Source organism: Microbacterium aurantiacum (assembly GCF_040532595.1).
Taxonomy (GTDB): Bacteria; Actinomycetota; Actinomycetes; order Actinomycetales; family Microbacteriaceae; genus Microbacterium; species Microbacterium chocolatum_B.
In genome coordinates this window covers 1,474,527-1,491,665 of record NZ_JBEVYX010000001.1, presented here as the reverse complement: position 1 = coordinate 1,491,665, position 17,139 = coordinate 1,474,527, and the positions used below count along the sequence as shown (strand labels likewise).

Annotated in this window: 16 protein-coding genes; 5 read left to right on the top strand and 11 right to left on the bottom strand. The window is 70.7% G+C overall.

What is annotated here, in order from left to right:
- Window positions 1–25: 25 nt before the first annotated feature.
- Window positions 26–319: a chorismate mutase gene (locus tag ABXJ56_RS07090; protein WP_353998992.1), complete on the bottom strand. Its 294-nt coding sequence runs from the start codon at window positions 317–319 to the stop codon at window positions 26–28.
- Window positions 320–377: 58 nt separating this feature from the next.
- On the opposite strand from ABXJ56_RS07090, the gene ABXJ56_RS07085 reads away from it, so the two are divergent.
- Complete coding sequence (locus ABXJ56_RS07085) at window positions 378–1,559, top strand: AI-2E family transporter (protein ID WP_353998991.1); 1,182 nt, start codon at window positions 378–380, stop codon at window positions 1,557–1,559.
- A gap of 42 nt (window positions 1,560–1,601) precedes the next feature.
- On the opposite strand, the gene ABXJ56_RS07080 is transcribed toward ABXJ56_RS07085, so the two are convergent.
- The gene (locus tag ABXJ56_RS07080; RefSeq protein WP_353998990.1) at window positions 1,602–2,807 is read right to left on the bottom strand and encodes a lactonase family protein; all 1,206 of its coding nucleotides are present in this window, start codon (window positions 2,805–2,807) and stop codon (window positions 1,602–1,604) included.
- Between the two features lie 4 nt (window positions 2,808–2,811).
- The gene (locus ABXJ56_RS07075) at window positions 2,812–4,098 is read right to left on the bottom strand and encodes an adenylosuccinate synthase (RefSeq protein WP_353998989.1); all 1,287 of its coding nucleotides are present in this window, start codon (window positions 4,096–4,098) and stop codon (window positions 2,812–2,814) included.
- A 72-nt stretch (window positions 4,099–4,170) separates the two neighbouring features.
- Here ABXJ56_RS07075 and ABXJ56_RS07070 point away from each other — a divergent pair, with 72 nt between their 5' ends.
- Window positions 4,171–4,917 carry a Pr6Pr family membrane protein gene (locus ABXJ56_RS07070; RefSeq protein WP_353998988.1) on the top strand — a complete coding sequence of 249 codons (747 nt, stop codon included), beginning with the start codon at window positions 4,171–4,173 and terminating at the stop codon, window positions 4,915–4,917.
- Here ABXJ56_RS07070 and ABXJ56_RS07065 read toward each other — a convergent pair.
- A complete protein-coding gene (locus ABXJ56_RS07065; RefSeq protein WP_353998987.1) occupies window positions 4,857–6,002 on the bottom strand; it encodes a DUF1254 domain-containing protein in 1,146 nt (381 codons plus the stop codon). The two genes, ABXJ56_RS07070 and ABXJ56_RS07065, sit on opposite strands and share 61 nt — an antisense overlap.
- 98 nt (window positions 6,003–6,100) lie before the next feature.
- Between ABXJ56_RS07065 and argG the strand changes: the two genes are divergently transcribed.
- From argG to ABXJ56_RS07050, 3 genes are read left to right on the top strand one after another with little or no spacing between them, the layout of a single operon-like run.
- Window positions 6,101–7,543 carry an argininosuccinate synthase gene (gene argG, locus ABXJ56_RS07060; protein WP_353998986.1) on the top strand — a complete coding sequence of 481 codons (1,443 nt, stop codon included), beginning with the start codon at window positions 6,101–6,103 and terminating at the stop codon, window positions 7,541–7,543.
- 10 nt (window positions 7,544–7,553) lie between these two features.
- On the top strand, window positions 7,554–8,153 hold the full coding sequence (locus ABXJ56_RS07055) for an SRPBCC family protein (RefSeq protein WP_236966912.1): 600 nt from the start codon (window positions 7,554–7,556) through the stop codon (window positions 8,151–8,153).
- The gene (locus ABXJ56_RS07050) at window positions 8,150–9,598 is read left to right on the top strand and encodes a phytoene desaturase family protein (protein ID WP_353998985.1); all 1,449 of its coding nucleotides are present in this window, start codon (window positions 8,150–8,152) and stop codon (window positions 9,596–9,598) included. The genes ABXJ56_RS07055 and ABXJ56_RS07050 overlap by 4 nt, the downstream gene beginning before the upstream one ends.
- A 31-nt stretch (window positions 9,599–9,629) precedes the next feature.
- Here the strand turns inward: ABXJ56_RS07050 and mnhG are convergent, their stop codons facing one another.
- From mnhG to ABXJ56_RS07015, 7 genes are all read right to left on the bottom strand, one after another.
- Entirely contained in the window at window positions 9,630–10,001 is a 372-nt protein-coding gene (mnhG, locus tag ABXJ56_RS07045) for a monovalent cation/H(+) antiporter subunit G (protein WP_353998984.1), read from the bottom strand.
- Window positions 9,998–10,255 (bottom strand): monovalent cation/H+ antiporter complex subunit F, encoded by a 258-nt coding sequence (locus ABXJ56_RS07040; RefSeq protein ID WP_435404988.1) that lies wholly within the window; start codon window positions 10,253–10,255, stop codon window positions 9,998–10,000. The genes mnhG and ABXJ56_RS07040 overlap by 4 nt, the downstream gene beginning before the upstream one ends.
- An 8-nt stretch (window positions 10,256–10,263) precedes the next feature.
- Entirely contained in the window at window positions 10,264–10,869 is a 606-nt protein-coding gene (locus ABXJ56_RS07035) for a Na+/H+ antiporter subunit E (RefSeq protein ID WP_353998982.1), read from the bottom strand.
- Window positions 10,866–12,485 (bottom strand): Na+/H+ antiporter subunit D, encoded by a 1,620-nt coding sequence (locus tag ABXJ56_RS07030; RefSeq protein WP_353998981.1) that lies wholly within the window; start codon window positions 12,483–12,485, stop codon window positions 10,866–10,868. Before ABXJ56_RS07030 ends, ABXJ56_RS07035 begins: the two co-directional genes overlap by 4 nt.
- The gene (locus tag ABXJ56_RS07025) at window positions 12,482–13,042 is read right to left on the bottom strand and encodes a Na(+)/H(+) antiporter subunit C (protein ID WP_353998980.1); all 561 of its coding nucleotides are present in this window, start codon (window positions 13,040–13,042) and stop codon (window positions 12,482–12,484) included. Before ABXJ56_RS07025 ends, ABXJ56_RS07030 begins: the two co-directional genes overlap by 4 nt.
- Window positions 13,042–15,969 carry a Na+/H+ antiporter subunit A gene (locus tag ABXJ56_RS07020; RefSeq protein WP_353999983.1) on the bottom strand — a complete coding sequence of 976 codons (2,928 nt, stop codon included), beginning with the start codon at window positions 15,967–15,969 and terminating at the stop codon, window positions 13,042–13,044. Before ABXJ56_RS07020 ends, ABXJ56_RS07025 begins: the two co-directional genes overlap by 1 nt.
- Window positions 15,970–16,036: 67 nt before the next feature.
- The gene (locus ABXJ56_RS07015; RefSeq protein ID WP_353998979.1) at window positions 16,037–17,098 is read right to left on the bottom strand and encodes a LacI family DNA-binding transcriptional regulator; all 1,062 of its coding nucleotides are present in this window, start codon (window positions 17,096–17,098) and stop codon (window positions 16,037–16,039) included.
- Window positions 17,099–17,139 lie beyond the last annotated feature (41 nt).

Genomic DNA, 17,139 nt, shown 5'->3' with positions numbered 1-17,139 from the left:
GATCCGGCACGCGGCCGGCGGGTGCTCAGCGCCCGTCGGCCGCTTCGGTGTGATGGCGGATCACCTCGGCCACGACGAAGTTGAACCACTTCTCCGCGAACGCGGGGTCGAGGTCGGCCTCCTCGGCGAGCGACCGCAGACGTGCGACCTGCTGCTCCTCGCGGGCGGGGTCGGAAGCCGGCATCCCGAACTCCGCCTTGAGCTCGCCCACCTGCTTGGTGCACTTGAACCGTTCGGCCAAGAGGTACACCAGCGAGGCGTCGATGTTGTCGATGCTGCTGCGCAGGCGGAGCAGGGTGGCGCGCGGGTCGTCCTTCATGGGTGAATCCTCCTCGCCCCGACACTACCGCGCGACGCCGCGGTCCTAGAGTGTGAGGATGACCGCCGAGCCGCCCTCGAACGCCCCCTCGCCCGCCGAGGCACCCGCGCCGAACGAGGCCTCCTCCGACACCGCCGACGACAGCCGTTCCGGCCTTCCCCCGCGTGCCGCGCTGCAGAGGTGGGCGAGCCTGAACAACCCGTTCGCGGTCGGGTTCACCCTCACCCTCGGCGGTCTCGTCGCCCTCGCGCTCGGCATCGCGTTCGGCAACCTCTCCACCATCATCATCTACGTCGCCCTCGCCCTCTTCGTCGCCCTCGGGCTCGACCCGGCGGTGCGGTGGCTGGAGCGCAAGAACGTCCCCCGCGCGTGGGGCATCGTCATCGTCTACGCGGTCTTCGCCCTGATCCTCATCGGGGTGCTGCTGCTCATCGTGCCGACGGTCGTCGGGCAGATCGCGCAGTTCATCGAGGACGTCCCCTCCCTCATCGCCAACTTCCAGCAGTCGTCCTTCTACGGGTGGGCCGAGCGCACCTTCGGCGATCCCGTCGAGGCTCTCACGGCCGAGATCCAGAAGTTCCTCTCCGATCCGGGCAACATCGCCACCCTCGGCGGAGGCGTGCTCCGCGTCGTCGTCGGAATCGGCTCGGCGATCTCCGGCGGCATCATCGTCATCGTCCTGAGCCTGTACTTCCTCGCCTCGCTGCTGTCGATGAAGCAGGGGCTCTACCGCCTCGTCCCCGCGCACGCCCGGACCAAGACCGCCGACCTCACCGAGCAGATCACCGACTCGATCGGCGGGTACCTCATGGGCATGGTGGTGCTGGCGTTCTTCAACGCCACCTTCACCTTCATCATGTACCTGCTGCTCGGCCTGCAGTTCGCGGCGCTGATGGCCGTCGTCTCGTTCAGCATCACGATCATCCCGCTGGTGGGCCCGGTGCTGTTCTGGATCATCGGCTCGAGCGTCGCGCTCTTCCTCGATCCGCTGGCGGCGCTCATCTTCGCCCTCGCCTACCTCGTCTACATGCAGGTCGAGGCCTACGTGCTGACGCCGCGGGTGATGAACAAGGCCGTCTCGGTCCCGGGATCGCTCGTCGTCATCGGCGCGCTCGTGGGCGGGACGCTCCTCGGCCTCCTCGGTGCCCTCGTGGCCGTGCCGGTGACGGCGTCGATCCTGCTCATCATCAAGCAGGTCGTGATCCCCCGGCAGGACGCCAAGACCCGGCCGGTCACCTGACGGCGGCGGCGCGGCGCCCCCATCGGACGGCCGAGCCCGGATTCAGCGGAGCGGCAGAAGGCAGCTCGGCGACGCGACCGGCGCGCGATGCCGGACACGACCCGGGATCCCCGTCCGGGGATCGAGCGGGCGCGAGACGACGTCGTCGGAGTGCTGCCCGGCCACCAGCAGCCTGTCGCGGACGACGAGGTGGTGGCGTGGCCATCGCACGTCGGCCTCGACGAGCGCGACCGGGCTGAGCGCCTCGCCCCCGCCGCGGACGCGGAGGACAGCGATCGTGTCGGTCCCGCGCACACCCGCGTAAAGGGTCTCGGCGTCGTGCGACATCGCGAGTTCGGCGGCCGTGTCATCGGGCAGGATGCCGACGCCGAGGCTCGTCCCGGCGACGACGTGCCATGCTCCGGTGACATCCGGGGCGAGCACGAAGACCTCGTGCGACAGCTCGGTGACGACGTAGAGGTGCCCGCTCGGATGCCACACGGTGTGGCGTGGGCCGGAGCCGCGCGGGAGCACCACGTCCTGCCGATGACGAAGACCCTCCGACGTCACGCTCCACAGCCGCACGACGTCGTACCCCATGTCGGTGGTCGCCACGAGGCCGCGCGGAAGGAACCGCGCCTGGTGCGCGTGCGGGGTGCGCGCGGTGTCCGCGGACGCCTCCTCGGGCGCCGCGGGCTCCCGTGCCTCGTCGCGATCGTGCTCCGGGACGAGGTGCGCGTACTCCGCGCCCGCCGCCTCCCGGAGGGCGCGGGCCGCCGCGGCGAGGTCGATGACCTCGTTCGACCCGCCCGGCACGGCGTCCGCACCGGCGTGCGGCTCTGTCGATCCGTAGGGGTCCCGAGGGTCCGCGGCGTCGATCGGCCGGGACGGGACTCCGGCGGCGTCGAGCCGGATCTGGACCACGCGCCCGTCCCCCCAGCACGACGCGAGGAGGAACGCGCCGTCGGGAGAGACCGCGACGTGGCACACCGCGTCGCCCGCCGGCACCGCGACGCCGTGCGGCGCCAGCCGGTCGGGGCCGACCCGGCGGAACGCCTGCACCGTCCCCGCCCCCTCGAGAGCGGCATAGACGACGTCGAGGGTCGGGTGCGGGGTGATCCAGGACGGCGATCCCGTCACCGCGACGGCATCCCCCTCGCCGCGCAGCAGTCCGCCGGCGAGCGCATCGTCGGGGGCACCGGCATCCAGCACCGCGATCCCCGTCGCCGAGCCCTCCGGCGCGGTGTAGCCCCCCACGAGGAAGCGCACGGGATCAGTCCACGAGGTCGTGGCGGACGATGACCGCGTCGCGCGCGGGACCGACGCCGATCACCGAAATGCGCGTGCCGCTCATGGCCTCGAGGGCGAGGACGTACTCCTGCGCTGCGACCGGGAGGTCGTCGAACGAGCGGGCGCCGGAGATGTCCTCCTTCCAGCCGGGGAGGTACTCCAGGATCGGCCGCGCGTGGTGGAAGTCGGACTGGTTCACCGGCACCTCGTCGAAGCGCCGGCCGTCGACGTCGTACGCCACGCAGACGGGGATCCGGTCGAGGCCGGTCAGGATGTCGAGCTTGGTGAGCACGAGGTCGGTGATGCCGTTGATCCGGGTGGCGTAGCGCGTGATGGGGGCGTCGTACCAGCCCACGCGACGGGGCCGCCCGGTGGTCGTGCCGAACTCGAACCCGCGGGAGCGCAGGAAGTCCCCGTTCTCGTCGAACAGCTCGGTGGGGAACGGACCCGAGCCCACGCGGGTCGTGTAGGCCTTGACGATGCCGACGATGCGGTCGAGGCGGTTGGGACCGATGCCCGATCCGGTCGACGCGCCGCCGGCGGTCGCCGACGACGAGGTGACGAACGGGTAGGTGCCGTGGTCGACGTCGAGCATAGTGGCCTGGCCGCCCTCGAAGACGACGACCTCGTTCCGGTCGAGGGCCTCGCTCAGGAGCAGACCCGTGTCGGCGACCATCGGGCGCAGGCGCTCGGCGTACGACAGCAGCTCCTCGACGATCTCGTCGACCGTGATCGCGCGGCGGTTGAACACCTTCACCAGGAGGTGGTTCTTCTGATCGAGCGCGCCCTCGACCTTCTGCCGCAGGATGTTCTCGTCGAACAGGTCCTGCACGCGGATGCCGACGCGGTTGATCTTGTCGGCGTACGCGGGACCGATCCCGCGGCCCGTGGTGCCGATCTGGCGCTTCCCGAGGAACCGCTCGGTGACCTTGTCGAGCGTGCGGTGGTACTGGGTGATGAGGTGCGCGTTGGCGCTGATGCGCAGCCGCGAGATGTCCATGCCGCGCGCGGTGAGCGCCTCGAGCTCGTTGAAGAGCACCTCCGGGTCGACCACGACGCCGTTGCCGATGACGGCGTTGACGCCGGGCGACAGGATGCCGGAGGGCAGCAGATGCAGGGCGTACTTCTCGTCGCCGATCACCACGGTGTGGCCGGCGTTGTTGCCGCCGTTGAACTTCACGACCCAGTCGGTGCGATCCCCGAGGAGGTCGGTGGCTTTGCCCTTGCCCTCGTCCCCCCACTGGACTCCGACGATGACGATGCCTGGCATGGGCTTTCCCCCCGTTGTCGACACGGTTAGACCTCAGTCTATCGGGCGCCGTGGGCCGCTACAGTCACCCCTATGCACGCTCGCACGCGCGCTCGGATCTGGCAGATCCTGCGCCTTCTCATGGCCGCCGTGGTCATCGCCGCCGTGGTCAGCCAGCTCGCGCGGTCCGTCGGGATCGCCGCGGAGGCCGGCCGCGACGTCGGCACGACGATCGCGAACTTCCTGAGCTTCTTCACGATCCTCTCCAACATCTCCGCCGCCGTCGTCCTCGCCGTGGCCGGTGTGCTCGGACTGCGTCGCCCGCACGTGACCGACGGCACGGGACTGGCCGTCGCGCTGGCCTCGGTGACGACGTACATGGTGATCACCGGCGTCGTCTACAACCTGCTCCTGCGCGGAATCGAGCTCGCTCCTGGCACCACGGTGCCCTGGTCGAACGAGGTCCTCCACGTCGTCGCGCCGCTGTTCCTCGCCCTCGATCTCTTCCTCGGGCCGCGCCGCCGAGCGCTGGAGTGGCGGGTGCTGTGGGCGATCGTGGCCTTCCCGATCGTCTGGGTGGTCTACACGATGGTGCGGGGGACGCTCGTGACCAACCCCGTCACGGGCGATCCGTTCTGGTATCCCTACCCGTTCCTGAACCCGAACAACCCTGCCCTCCAGCCGCCGGGCTACGCGGGCGTGGCCGTCTACGTGGTCGGGATCGCGGTGGGGATCGTCCTCGTCGGCGCCGCGGTGGTCGTCGTCGGACGTCGCCGGGCTCAGCGCTCGGCGGGAGCCTCCGGCTCCTCGGCGTCGTCCTCGGGGTCCTCGTCGGCCTGATCAGTCGCCTCCGGCTGACCCTCGGGATCGTCGGAGACCTCAACCTCGGCGGCGTCCGGCCCGTCGTGCTCCTCGGCCTCGTCGTGCTCCTCCGGCACATGCTCCTCCGCCTCCACGGGGGCATCGGCGACGACCGCGGCATCCAGGCGCACGAGGTCGGGCACCTCCCACCGCCCCTCGAGAAACTCGGCGCGGGGCCGGTACAGCCGAAGCAGGTAGTTCCAGCCCTCGGGCAGGGGGATGTCGTTCGGCCCGGTGGCCTCGCCCGGAGGGGTGAAGCGCACCGTGATCGCACCGTCCTCGTCAGCGACACCGGTGATGCTGTTGACGCTGTAGCGGTCGTCGCCGTTCGGCTCGAAGTAGCCGCGGGCGTTGTAGACCGAGACCGACCAGAACGCGTCGACGGGCACATCCCGCATCGTCAGCTCGTAGTGCCCGACCGAGAGGTTCGGCGCGACGCCCACGTACGACGCCTCGGTGAGGGGCAGACCGCCCCACCCGGCCGCCGTGCCGATGAGATGCCGGACGGGATCGACCTCGTCGGGCCCGCCGAAGGTCCGCTCGAACGCGCGCAGGCCGCTGGCGAGACTCAGCAGCGCGGTGCGCGTGGCGTCCAGCGACGCCGTGTCGTACTCCGGCGGCGCGAAGGTCTCCGCGCCGTCGTTGTCGAGCACGAACCCGTCCTGGACGGCCGCGACCGCCTCGACGTCCGCCGGCGACGCGGGGTCGACCAGGGTCCGCACGGCCACGAGCACGTAGCGGGACTGCGGTGCCAGCTCCGCGAGGTCGTACTCCCCCGGCTCGTGCAGGACCGCGCGGATGTAGTGGTCGTTGTCCACGATCATCACCGAGACGTAGCGGGCGCCGGCATCCGGCACCGTCAGCGTCGCGCCGGCGGCGAGATCGGCGATCGCGAAGCTGTAGAGGGTGTCGCGGTTGAGACGGATGACCGTCTGCGCGTCGATCGATGCGGGTTCGCGGTTGTGGCGGAAGACGCCGATCCCGCCCGCATCCGCCTGGATGTCGGCGAACATGCGGTCCGTTTCGGCGCGCACGAAGTTGTCGGCGTTGACGTGAAGTGCCATCGTCACACTCTCGTTCACAATGCCCGCTTCGGCAAACCCCCGCGGAGGGTGATTTCCTCGTGATAGGGAGACGGATGCCGCTCACTAAGCTGGAGGGCATGTCGAAGGTCCTTCAGTCCCTGCCCGTCGGCGAGCGCGTCGGCATCGCCTTCTCCGGGGGGCTCGATACCTCGGTCGCCGTGGCGTGGATGCGCGACAAGGGCGCCGTGCCCTGCACGTACACCGGAGACCTCGGCCAGCCCGACGAGGAGGACATCGCCGCGATCCCCGGCCGCGCGCTCGAGTACGGCGCCGAGGTCTCGCGCCTGGTGGACTGCAAGCGCGCGCTCGTCGAGGAAGGCTTCGGCGCCCTCGCCTGCGGCGCCTTCCACATCCGCTCCGGCGGCAAGACCTACTTCAACACCACCCCCCTCGGCCGCGCCGTGACCGGCACGCTCCTCGTCCGCGCGATGAAGGAGGACGGGGTCGACATCTGGGGCGACGGCTCGACCTACAAGGGCAACGACATCGAGCGGTTCTACCGCTACGGACTTCTCGCCAACCCCGCCCTGCGCATCTACAAGCCCTGGCTGGACGCCGATTTCGTCACCGAGCTCGGCGGGCGCCAGGAGATGAGCGAGTGGCTCGTCGAGCACGGCTTCCCCTACCGCGACTCGGCGGAGAAGGCGTACTCGACCGATGCGAACATCTGGGGCGCGACGCACGAGGCCAAGACGCTCGAGCACCTCGACGTCTCGCTCGAGATCGTCGAGCCCATCATGGGCGTCCGCTTCTGGGATCCGGCCGTCGCCATCGAGGCCGAGGACGTCTCCGTCACCTTCGACGCCGGCCGCCCGGTCGCCCTGAACGGCGTCGAGTACGCCGACCCGGTCGAGCTGGTCTTCGAGGCCAACCGCATCGGCGGGCGCCACGGCCTGGGCATGAGCGACCAGATCGAGAACCGCATCATCGAAGCGAAGTCCCGCGGCATCTACGAGGCCCCGGGAATGGCGCTGCTCTTCATCGCCTACGAGCGCCTGGTCAACGGCATCCTGAACGAGGACACGCTCGCGACCTACCACGAGCAGGGACGCCGACTCGGTCGCCTCATGTACGAGGGTCGCTGGCTCGAGCCGCAGTCCCTCATGCTGCGCGAGTCGATCCAGAAGTGGGTCGGGTCCACGATCAACGGCACGGTCACCCTGCGCCTCCGCCGCGGCGACGACTGGACGATCCTCGACACCGTCTCGCCGAACCTCTCGTACGCGCCGGAGAAGCTCTCGATGGAGCGGGTGGGGGATGCCGCGTTCGGCCCGATCGACCGCATCGGCCAGCTGACGATGCGGAACCTCGACATCGCCGATTCCCGCGCCCGCCTCGAGCACTACGCCGCCGCCGGGATCATCGGCGGGGCGACCGGCGAGCTGGTGGGCACCCTGAGTGCCGGCGGCGCCGAGGAGATCACCGGATCGGCCACGCCGACCGACGCGCGCGGCGAGGAGCTCGCCGACGCGGTCGATGCCGCCAGCGAGGCCGCGGCCTTCGATTCCGGAACCGACTGAGGCGGCTCCCGTGGCCACCGGGAACGCCCGCATCGTCCGCAGCACGCCGGATGACGTGTTCGCGGTGTTCTCGGACGGCTGGCTGTACCCGGTGTGGGTGGTCGGTGCGGCGCGCATGCGCGACGTCACCGGCGACTGGCCGCAGGCCGGAGCCGAGATCCACCACTCGCTCGGCATCTGGCCGGTCCTCATCGACGACCGCACCGAGGTCGTCGAGTGGGACCCGCCGCGCCGGCTGCGGCTGCGCGCACGGATCGGCCCCTTCGGCCGCGCCGTCGTCGTCATCGACGTCCGCCCGCGCGGCGATCACTGCATCGTCCGGATGGGCGAGGAGCCGGTCGCGGGCCTCGCCGCCCGGATCCCCCGGTTCCTCTGGGCCCCGATCATGCGCATCCGCAACACCGAGACCCTGCGCCGCCTGGCCTTCCTCGCCGAGGGGCGGGCGCAGGCCCGGCTCGAGAACGACCGCGTGATCCGCGACGACGTCCCCGAGGAGGAGCCCGGCCCGCAGGCCGATCGTGAGGCGCGCGAGGACGTCGCCGAGGCGGATGACGCGCACGAGGCCGCGGAGCACCCGGAGCAGGTCGATCCCCCGGAGAAGCGGGAGTGACCTCTCCCGACGTGGTGGTGGTCGGCTCCGGACCCAACGGTCTGGCCGCCGCCGCGACGCTCGCCCGCGCGGGCCTGGGGGTCCAGGTCTTCGAGCGCTCCGACGCACCGGGCGGCGGCACCCGGACCGCGGAGCTGACCCTCCCCGGATACCATCACGACGTCTGCTCGGCGGTGCATCCTCTCGCGGTCGCGTCGCCGTTCTTCCGGGCCTTCGGTCTCGCCGAACGCCTCGAGCTCCTCACCCCCGAGGTGTCGTTCGCCCACCCGCTTCCGGGGCGACCGGCGGGGGTCGCGTACGTCGACCTCGCACGGACCGCCCACGAGCTCGGCGTCGACGGGCCGGCGTACCGGCGGATGATCGGGCCCCTCGCCGACCGCGCCCTCGCGGTCGCCCGCTTCACCGGATCGAACCTCCTCGGCATCCCCGACGATCCGATCGCCGCCGCGATCTTCGCCGCGCGCGTCCTGGAGCAGGGGACGCCGGTGTGGAACGCGCGCTTCCGCGAGGAACAGGCCCCCGCGATGATCACCGGCGTCTCGGCGCACGCGATCGCGCGGCAGCCGAGCCTCGTGGCAGCGGGCGCCGGTCTCGCCCTCCAGGCGCACGCGCACGCGGGCGGCTGGCCGATCCCGCGCGGCGGGAGCCAGGCGATCGCCGACGCCCTCGTGGCCGACATCCGCGCCCACGGCGGCGAGGTCGTCACCGGACATGACGTCCGGCACCTGAGCGATCTGCCGCCGGCGCGGGCGACGGTGATGGACATCACCCCCCGCGCGTTCCTCGCCCTCGCCGGGGACCGCGTGCCCGCCCGCTACCGGCGCGCCCTCTCGCGTTTCCGACACGGGAATGCGGCGGCGAAGGTCGACTTCGCCCTCTCCGGGCCGGTCCCCTGGGCCGACGAACGGGTGCGGAAGGCGGGGACGGTGCACCTCGGCGGCACGCGCGCCGACATGGCGTGGGCCGAGAACCAGGTCGCCCGCGGCCGCCACGCGGCGGACCCCTACGTCCTCGTCTCGCAGCCGTCGGTGCTCGACGACTCCCGCGCCCCGGGCGATCACCATGTGCTCTGGGCCTACACCCACGTCCCGGCGGGATCCGACGTCGACCAGACCGAGGCCATCACCCGGACGATCGAACGCGTCGCGCCCGGCTTCCGCGATCTCATCGTCGCGCACCGGAGCGCCACGGCCGTCGACCTGAGCGAGCAGAACCCGAACTACGTCGGCGGCGACATCAGTGCGGGAGCCGCGACCCTGTGGCAGCTAATCGCGCGCCCCGTGCTCTCACGTGACCCGTGGCGGACCGCCCTCGACGGGTTCTATCTGTGCGGCTCCTCGACCGTGCCCGGTCCCGGTGTGCACGGACTCTCCGGGTGGTACGCGGCGCAGTCGGCGCTGCGGAACACCTTCGGACGCCGCGCGCCGATCGACCTCGCGCCCTGAGCAGCGGCTGCCACGGCCGACGCGAGCCCGCTCAGCCGCCCGCGGCGGGGGGTGTGCCCTTGGACTCGGCGAGCTCGTCCATCGACAGCGACTGCCGGTCGATGGTGCCGTTGCGATAGGCCTGACGACCGACGATGTGGGCCGACAGCGGCGCCGTGGCGAGCTGGACGAGGACCACCGGGACGAGGAAGGCGACCACCGGCCAGGACTCGAGCGCGAGCGCGATGGCGAGGCAGATCAGGATGAAGCCCAGCACCTGCGGCTTCGTCGCGGCGTGCAGGCGCGTCGGCACATCACGGAACCGGAGCAGTCCGATCGCCGCGGTGAGGCACAGCAACGCGCCGATGAGGATGAGGACGAGCGCGACGACGTCGAGGGCGTTCACGGATTCGGCGGGACTCATTGGTCTGTGTTGTCCTTCCGTGCGACGAAGCGGGCGATCGCGATCGACCCGAACACGCCGACCGCGGCGATGATGAGCATCACCGGAAGAGAGCGCGTGTGGTGGTTGATCGCCATGTCGGCACCGATGACGCAGAGCACGAGCGTCAGCAGCACGTCCGAGGCGACCGCGCGGTCGAGGATCGACGGGCCGACGATGACGCGCCACAGGATGAGCAGCGCCGCGATGCCGAAGACGGCGTAGATCGCGATCATGAGGATGCTCACAGTGACGCCCCTCCCTGGCGCGGCGTGTCCACCGCGGCCTTCCGGATGGTCTCGAGCTGCGCACGCGATCCGACCGCCCGGACGATGCGCGCCTCCCACCCCTGCACCGCGCGCCGCTGGTGGGCGGCATCCTCCGGGGTGGCCACGCCGAGCGCGTGGAGGTAGAGGATCCGTCGCGGACGATCGACCTCGACCAGCAGCGACCCGGGGATGAGGGATGCCGTCACGGCGGTGTGCGTCATGATCAGGTCATCGTCCGTGCGCAGCGGCACCGCGATGATGCCGGTCGGCGGCTGCCGGCGCGGGTCGATCACCTGCCACGCGACCAGGAGCGACCCACGGATGAGGGCGAGGAAGAAGGTGACGACGAAGACGAGGCCGAACCAGATGTTCACGCGGCCCGACAGCTCGACCGGAGGGAGGCGGAAGATCCGCGTGACGACGATCGCCGCGACGAGGCCGGTGACGAACGCCGTCCAGGTGAACTGCCCCCACAGCAGCATCCACAGCGCGATGAGCCAGACGAAGAACGGCAGCTGGCGCCACAGGATCGTGAAGATGCGACGGACGCGTCCGTCGGGGAGGGAGGCGGGAGCGGTCACGGAGTCACCTCCTCTTCGACGTCGATGCTCTTGTCGTCGCCGCCGGTGGAGATCTGGTGCTGCTCCTCCAGCTGCACGAGGGTGACCGGCTCCAGGAGCGCGGCCCCGATCCGGGTGCAGACGTCGTACAGCGGACCGGCGAACACCGTCAGCGCCACAGTGAGGGCCACCATGCCGGCGGTGGAGGCGGTCATGATCCGGGGGATCACCCGGCGCTCGGTCTGGATGCCGGCGGCCGGCGCCTCGCCCAGGTACTCGATGCGCGCGTCGGTCTCGACCGAATCCTCGCCCTCGCGCCAGAACGCGAGGTTCCACGCGCGCATGAGCGCGTAGAGCGTCAGCAGGCTCGTGACGATGCCGGCGACGATGAGGGTGATCATCAGCGGGCTGCCGACCTCCGCCGCCGCATCGAAGATCGCGTACTTTCCGATGAAGCCCGAGAAGGGCGGGAGACCTCCCAGGTTCACCGCCGGGATGAAGTACAGCACCGCGATGAGGGGGGCAGCCTTCATCAGGCCCTTCACCTTGAGGATCGACGTGCTGCCCGCGCGGCGTTCGACCAGTCCCACCGCGAGGAACAGCGTCGTCTGCACGACGATGTGGTGGACCATGTAGTAGATGGTCGCGCCGATCGCCGCCGGCGTCGCGATCGCGAGCCCGAAGATCATGTAGCCGATGTGGCTGACGAGGGTGAACGACAGGATGCGTTTGAGCTCCGCCTGAGCGACGGCACCGAGCACGCCGACGATCATCGTCGCCATCGCCACCCACAGCAGGAGCGTGTTCACATCGTTGTCGAGGAACATCTCGGTCTCGGTGCGGATGATCGCGTAGACGCCGACCTTGGTGAGGAGTCCCGCGAACACCGCCGTCACGGGTGCGGGAGCGGTCGGATAGGAATCCGGGAGCCAGAACGACAGCGGGAAGACGGCGGCCTTGATCGCGAAGGCGAGCAGCAGGAGCAGGTGCAGGACGAGCTGCGTCTCCTGCGGGAGCTCCGGCATCCGCTCGGAGATCTGGACGATGTTGACCGTCCCGAGGGCCGCGTAGATCATCGCGATCGCGGCGAGGAAGAGGATCGACGACACCAGCGAGACGACGATGTAGACCACGCCGGTGCGGATGCGGGACTCGGTGCCCCCGAGGGTGATGAGGACGTACGAGGCGACGAGGAGGATCTCGAATCCGACGTAGAGGTTGAAGAGGTCCCCCGCGATGAACGCGGTGAAGATCCCCGCCGAGAGGATCAGGTACGTCGGATGGAAGATCGTCACCGGCGTCTCGTCGTCGCCGTCGGCCGCGCCCTGACCGACCGAGAAGAGGAGGACCGCCAGCAGCACGACGCTGGAGACCATGACCAGGAGCGCCGCGAGCCGGTCGACGTAGATGACGATGCCCACCGGGATCGGCCAGCCGCCGACCGAGACCGCGATCGCCTGATCACCCCCGTCGACGACGGCCAGGAGGATGGCGGCGATCACGCAGACGACCGTCAGCGTCACGACCGAGACGACGACCTGGGTGCGGCGATGACGACCGGCGATGAGGGCGATCGCCGCCCCGAGAAGGGGCAGCGTCACCAGCAGGGGCGCGAGGGCGGGGGCGATCTCGGTCATGCGTCGTCGTCCTCGCTCGCGGCGCGGCGGTCGCCGCGGAGGGGGGCGGGGCGATCGACACCGGCGTCGTCGGAGAGGCCTGCGAGGTCGCGGTTGCCGAGCACCGTGATCGGCGTCGAGGCGAGTCCGACGAAGTCGGTCGTGTCCTCCGCGTCGGCGTCTTCGATCTCGGTCTCGTCGTCCATCGTCTCACCGGGGTCTCCGGTGCGCTCGCGCACCGCGATGTCGGCCTCGTCGTCCGAGACGTCGTCCGCCTGACCCAGCTGCCACGACCGGTAGATGAGGGCGAGGAGGAAGGCCGAGATCGCGAAGGTGATGACGATGGCGGTGAGCGTCAGCGCCTGGGGCAGGGGGTCGGACATCTCGTCTCGCTCACCGGCACCGTAGAACGGCGCGATTCCCGGATTGCCCATGGCGATGATCATGAGCAGGTTCGCGGCGTTGCCGAGGAGGAGGAACCCGATGAGCACCCGCGTGAGGCTCCGCTCGAGCATCGCGTAGACCCCGCACGCGAACAGCACGGCCATGATGATGATGAGGATGAGGGAGGCGTCCATCAGGCGTTCACCCCCAGTCGGGCCTGCTTGCCCTGTCGGTCGACCTCGGCGCCGAGGCTCCGCAGGACGTCCAGGACCAGTCCGATGACCACGAGGTAGACGCCGACGTCGAAGAGCGTCGAGGTGACGAACTCCACGTGGCCGAAGACGGGGATCTCCGCCTCCCACCAGGTGCTGGTGAGCGGAGCGACGCCGAAGAAGAGGGGCACGATCGCGCAGGCGACCGCGATCGTCATGCCGACCCCGAGGAGGCGGCCGGCATCCGTCGGCGCGGCCGCGCCCAGTTCGTAGCGCCCGCCGGCGACATAGCGCATGACGAGGGCCATGCCCGCGACGAGACCGCCGGCGAACCCGCCGCCCGGGAGGTTGTGGCCGGCGAAGAGCAGGTAGAGGGAGACGATGATGATCGAGTGGAAGAGAATCCGCACGATCACCTCCAGGATGAACGAGCGCTCCTCGGGGCGGACCTTCTGACCACCGACGAGCCATGCCGTTCGTCCCCGGGTGGATCCCGTCTCGCGCGGCTGCACGCCCTCGGAGGTCTCGACGAGCGGCCGACGCCCGCGTCCCGACGCCGCCGGGAGCGGCGCGATCGCACGGGAGAGCGTGTCCGAGCGGTGGGTGACGAAGACGAGGGAGGCGACGCCGGTGGCCGCGAGGACGAGGACAGACAGTTCGCCCATCGTGTCCCACCCGCGGATGTCGACGAGCGTCACATTGACGACGTTGCTGCCGTGCCCGAGCTCGTAGGCGAGGTCGGGATAGTTCTCCGACACCGGCGTGTGGAAGCGCGCACCGGTGGCGACGAGGGCGATGAGACCCATCGTCACGCCGACCGCGCCCCCGATCACCGCCCGGGTGATCGGGGCGACGGAGGCGTTGTGGTCACCCATCCGCGAGGGGATGCGGCGCAGGACCAGGGCGAAGGCGATGAGCGTGACCGTCTCGACGAGGATCTGGGTGAGGGCCAGGTCGGGCGCGCCGCTCGTGGCGAAGATCACCACCATGCCGAGGCCGGTCACCGAGACCAGGACGACGCCGGTGTAGCGCTTGCGCGCCCGCACCGCGACGAGGCCGGCGGCGATCATGATCGGGGCGACGACCAGCTGCATGGGCGTCTGGTACGCCACGAGCTCCGCCTGCCAGACCGGGCTCGCGAGAAGCGCCGTGCCCTCCGCAGCGACGAGGACGATGAAGATGGTCCCGACATAGATGGGGAGGGATCCGCGCTGGGTGAGGCCCGTGGTCCACACCGAGAGCTGGGCGATGCCGCGGAGGCTGGCGTTGTAGACATCGGCGGCGGTGAACGGCAGGACGCGGGCGGCGAGGTCGCGCCGCGCGGTGAGCCAGAACACCACGAGACCGACGGCGATGGTGCCGAGTGACAGGAAGAGCTCCGGCTCGAGACCGTGCCACAGGGCGAGGTAGCCCGCATACTCGGGCGCCGGGATGCCGGGCGAGGACACGGGCGAGAGATCGGCGTACAGGGCGAAGGCGCGATCGAGGGCGGGGGCGGCGACACCCGCGACCAGGGTGAGCCCCGCCAGCACGAGCGGCGACGCCACGAACCCGATCGGGGGTCGGGGCCATTCCGTTCGCGTCTTCATGCCACCATCGGCATCCTTCTTCGACCAGAACGCGCCCCAGACGAAGCGCGCGCCGTAGGCGGCGGTGAGGATCGATCCGAGGAGGACGCCGATCAGGGCGACCAGACCCCAGATCGAGCCGTTCTCGGTCTCGGTGAGGAGGGCGGCGAGCGCGGACTCCTTGCCCACGAATCCGAGGGTCGGGATGACCCCGACCATCGAGCAGATCGCGACGATCGACACCGTCGCGAGCACCGGAGCCTGTCGACCGAGCCCGCTGAGCTCGCGCAGATCTCGCGTGGACAGCTGGCGGTCGATGACGCCGACGACCAGGAAGAGCGCCGACTTGAACAGCGCGTGACTGAGGAGCAGAGCGAGCCCGGCGAGGGCGGCATCGCGGGTGCCGAAGCCGAGGATCACGGTGAGGAAGCCCAGCTGGCTGACCGTTCCGAAGGCGAGGACGCGTTTGAGGTCGGTCTCGCGGAGCGCCTGGAATCCGCCGAGCAGCATCGTGAACACCCCGAGGCCGATGACGATCGGACGCCACGTCGGGGCGAACGCGAACACGGGGGCGAAGCGGGCGATGAGGTAGATGCCGGCCTTCACCATCGCCGCGGCGTGGAGATAGGCGCTCACGGGCGTGGGCGCGGCCATGGCGCCCGGCAGCCAGAAGTGGAAAGGGAAGATCGCGGACTTGCTCAGTGCGCCGACGAGCACGAGCACGAGGGCGACGTCGACGACCATTCCGGTCGGGGCATCCGAGAGCATCGTCGTCATCGAGGTCGTCCCCGACTCGACGACGAGGAGCACCACCCCGATCAGCATCACCAGTCCGCCGAGGGTCGTCACCAGGAGGGCCTGGAGAGCGGAACGGCGGCTGGCGGCGCGGTTGTTGTAGTACCCGATGAGGAGGTACGACAGGACGCTCGTGATCTCCCAGAACATCACCAGAACCACGAGGTCGTCGGTGAGGACGAGCCCGTACATCGCGCCGGCGAAGGCCAGGAGGACGGCGGAGAACTGGCCGAGGCCGTCGGTCTTGCCGCGGAAGTACCACCGGCAGTAGATCATCACCAGCGCACCGACGCCGGTGACGATGAGGGTCATCAGCCATGACAGCAGATCCATGCGCATCGACAGCTCGATGCCGAGCGGCGCGATCCAGGTGTACGACGAGAAGGGCACGCCGCCGGAGAGCACCTCGGGCCCGAGCCAGACGGCGTGGGCGAAGGCGACGAGGGGCAGCGCGGCGGCGACGAGGAAGACGCGCGCGCCGAGCTTGGCCGTGAGCAGGGGGAGGAGGAGCGGGACGATCGCGAAGGCGAGCAGGAGGGCGAGCAGAGACGGCCTCCTCTGGTCGTCGGCCGGCGGGGCTGCGCGGCGCGGGCGATCGGCGTCAGCGGACAGTCTACCGTGCGGTTCCGCGTCCCCCCGGCGGGGGTCCGGTGGTATTGCCCTCCCGGAATGTGCACGTGAAGCGGATGGATGCCGCCGGTCCGCCCTCGATCATCGCGGTGACGGCGCGTCCGGCGGCACGGCCCTTCTCGGCCGCGGGCTGGTGGAGGGTGGTCAGCTCGTACGGCGCGAGGCCGTCCACCGCGATGCCGTCGAACCCGGTGACGCTGACATCCTCGGGCACGCGCAGGCCCGCCTCCTCGGCGGCGCGGATCACACCCGCGGCGAGCAGGTCGCTCTGGGCGAGGACAGCCGTCGGCCGCTCGGCCGGGTCGGCGAAGAGCGCGCGGCCGGCTTCGAGCCCCTCTGCGATGAAGCTGCCGGCGGCCGCCCACACGCGCGCGTCGGGGAAGACCTCTCGCGCGCCGGCGAGCCGTTCCCGGGTGACGTCGACGGTGATCCGCGCGTCGTCCGGCACCCATCCGCGCTGCCACCCCGCCCACAGGGGCAGGGCGACGACGGCGACGCGACGATGGCCCAGCGCACACACGTGGCTGGCCGCCTGTCGCTGGGCCTCGCGGTTGTCCAGACCGATCCGGGGGACGTCGTCGCCGGCATCCCCCTCCACCACGACCACGGGGATCCCGCGCGCGCGGACGACGTCCAGGGACGCGCGGAGGTGCCCGCTGCAGCCGATGAGGACCGCCGCGTCGAGGGGCGCCGTCGTCAGCGACGCGCCCGAGCCGGCGATGTCGTCGCGCAGGAGCAGGAGTCCCGCGCCGAGGGGTGCGACGCCGTCGGCGAGGCCGTCCATCATCAGGGTCTTCACCGGGTCGAGGAAGGCGGCGCCGAGGTATTCCTCGAACACCACCCCGACGATTCCCGAGCGACCGCGGCGGAGCGAGGCCGCGCGCGGGTCGGGCCCGGTGTATCCGAGCGTCTCGGCGGCCGCGAGCACCCTCTGCCGGGTCGCATCGGAGACCGGGGTCTTGCCGCTGAAGACGACGGATGCCGTCGACGGCGAGACGCCCGCCTCACGGGCGACGTCGGCGATGGTCGCCCGGCGCGTGTTCACGCCCCGATCGTACCCACCGCGTAGCGGCCGGTCGAATCGAT

Excerpts from the sequence above, each read along its gene's own strand:
- argG (WP_353998986.1), top strand. The coding sequence starts at position 6,101 with ATGTCGAAGGTCCTTCAGTCCCTGCCCGTCGGCGAGCGCGTCGGCATC.
- ABXJ56_RS07070 (WP_353998988.1), top strand. The coding sequence starts at position 4,171 with ATGCACGCTCGCACGCGCGCTCGGATCTGGCAGATCCTGCGCCTTCTC.
- ABXJ56_RS07065 (WP_353998987.1), bottom strand. The coding sequence starts at position 6,002 with ATGGCACTTCACGTCAACGCCGACAACTTCGTGCGCGCCGAAACGGAC.
- ABXJ56_RS07090 (WP_353998992.1), bottom strand. The coding sequence starts at position 319 with ATGAAGGACGACCCGCGCGCCACCCTGCTCCGCCTGCGCAGCAGCATC.
- ABXJ56_RS07030 (WP_353998981.1), bottom strand. The coding sequence starts at position 12,485 with ATGACCGAGATCGCCCCCGCCCTCGCGCCCCTGCTGGTGACGCTGCCC.
- ABXJ56_RS07075 (WP_353998989.1), bottom strand. The coding sequence starts at position 4,098 with ATGCCAGGCATCGTCATCGTCGGAGTCCAGTGGGGGGACGAGGGCAAG.
- ABXJ56_RS07025 (WP_353998980.1), bottom strand. The coding sequence starts at position 13,042 with ATGGACGCCTCCCTCATCCTCATCATCATCATGGCCGTGCTGTTCGCG.
- ABXJ56_RS07040 (WP_435404988.1), bottom strand. The coding sequence starts at position 10,255 with ATGATCGCGATCTACGCCGTCTTCGGCATCGCGGCGCTGCTCATCCTG.
- mnhG (WP_353998984.1), bottom strand. The coding sequence starts at position 10,001 with ATGAGTCCCGCCGAATCCGTGAACGCCCTCGACGTCGTCGCGCTCGTC.
- ABXJ56_RS07085 (WP_353998991.1), top strand. The coding sequence starts at position 378 with ATGACCGCCGAGCCGCCCTCGAACGCCCCCTCGCCCGCCGAGGCACCC.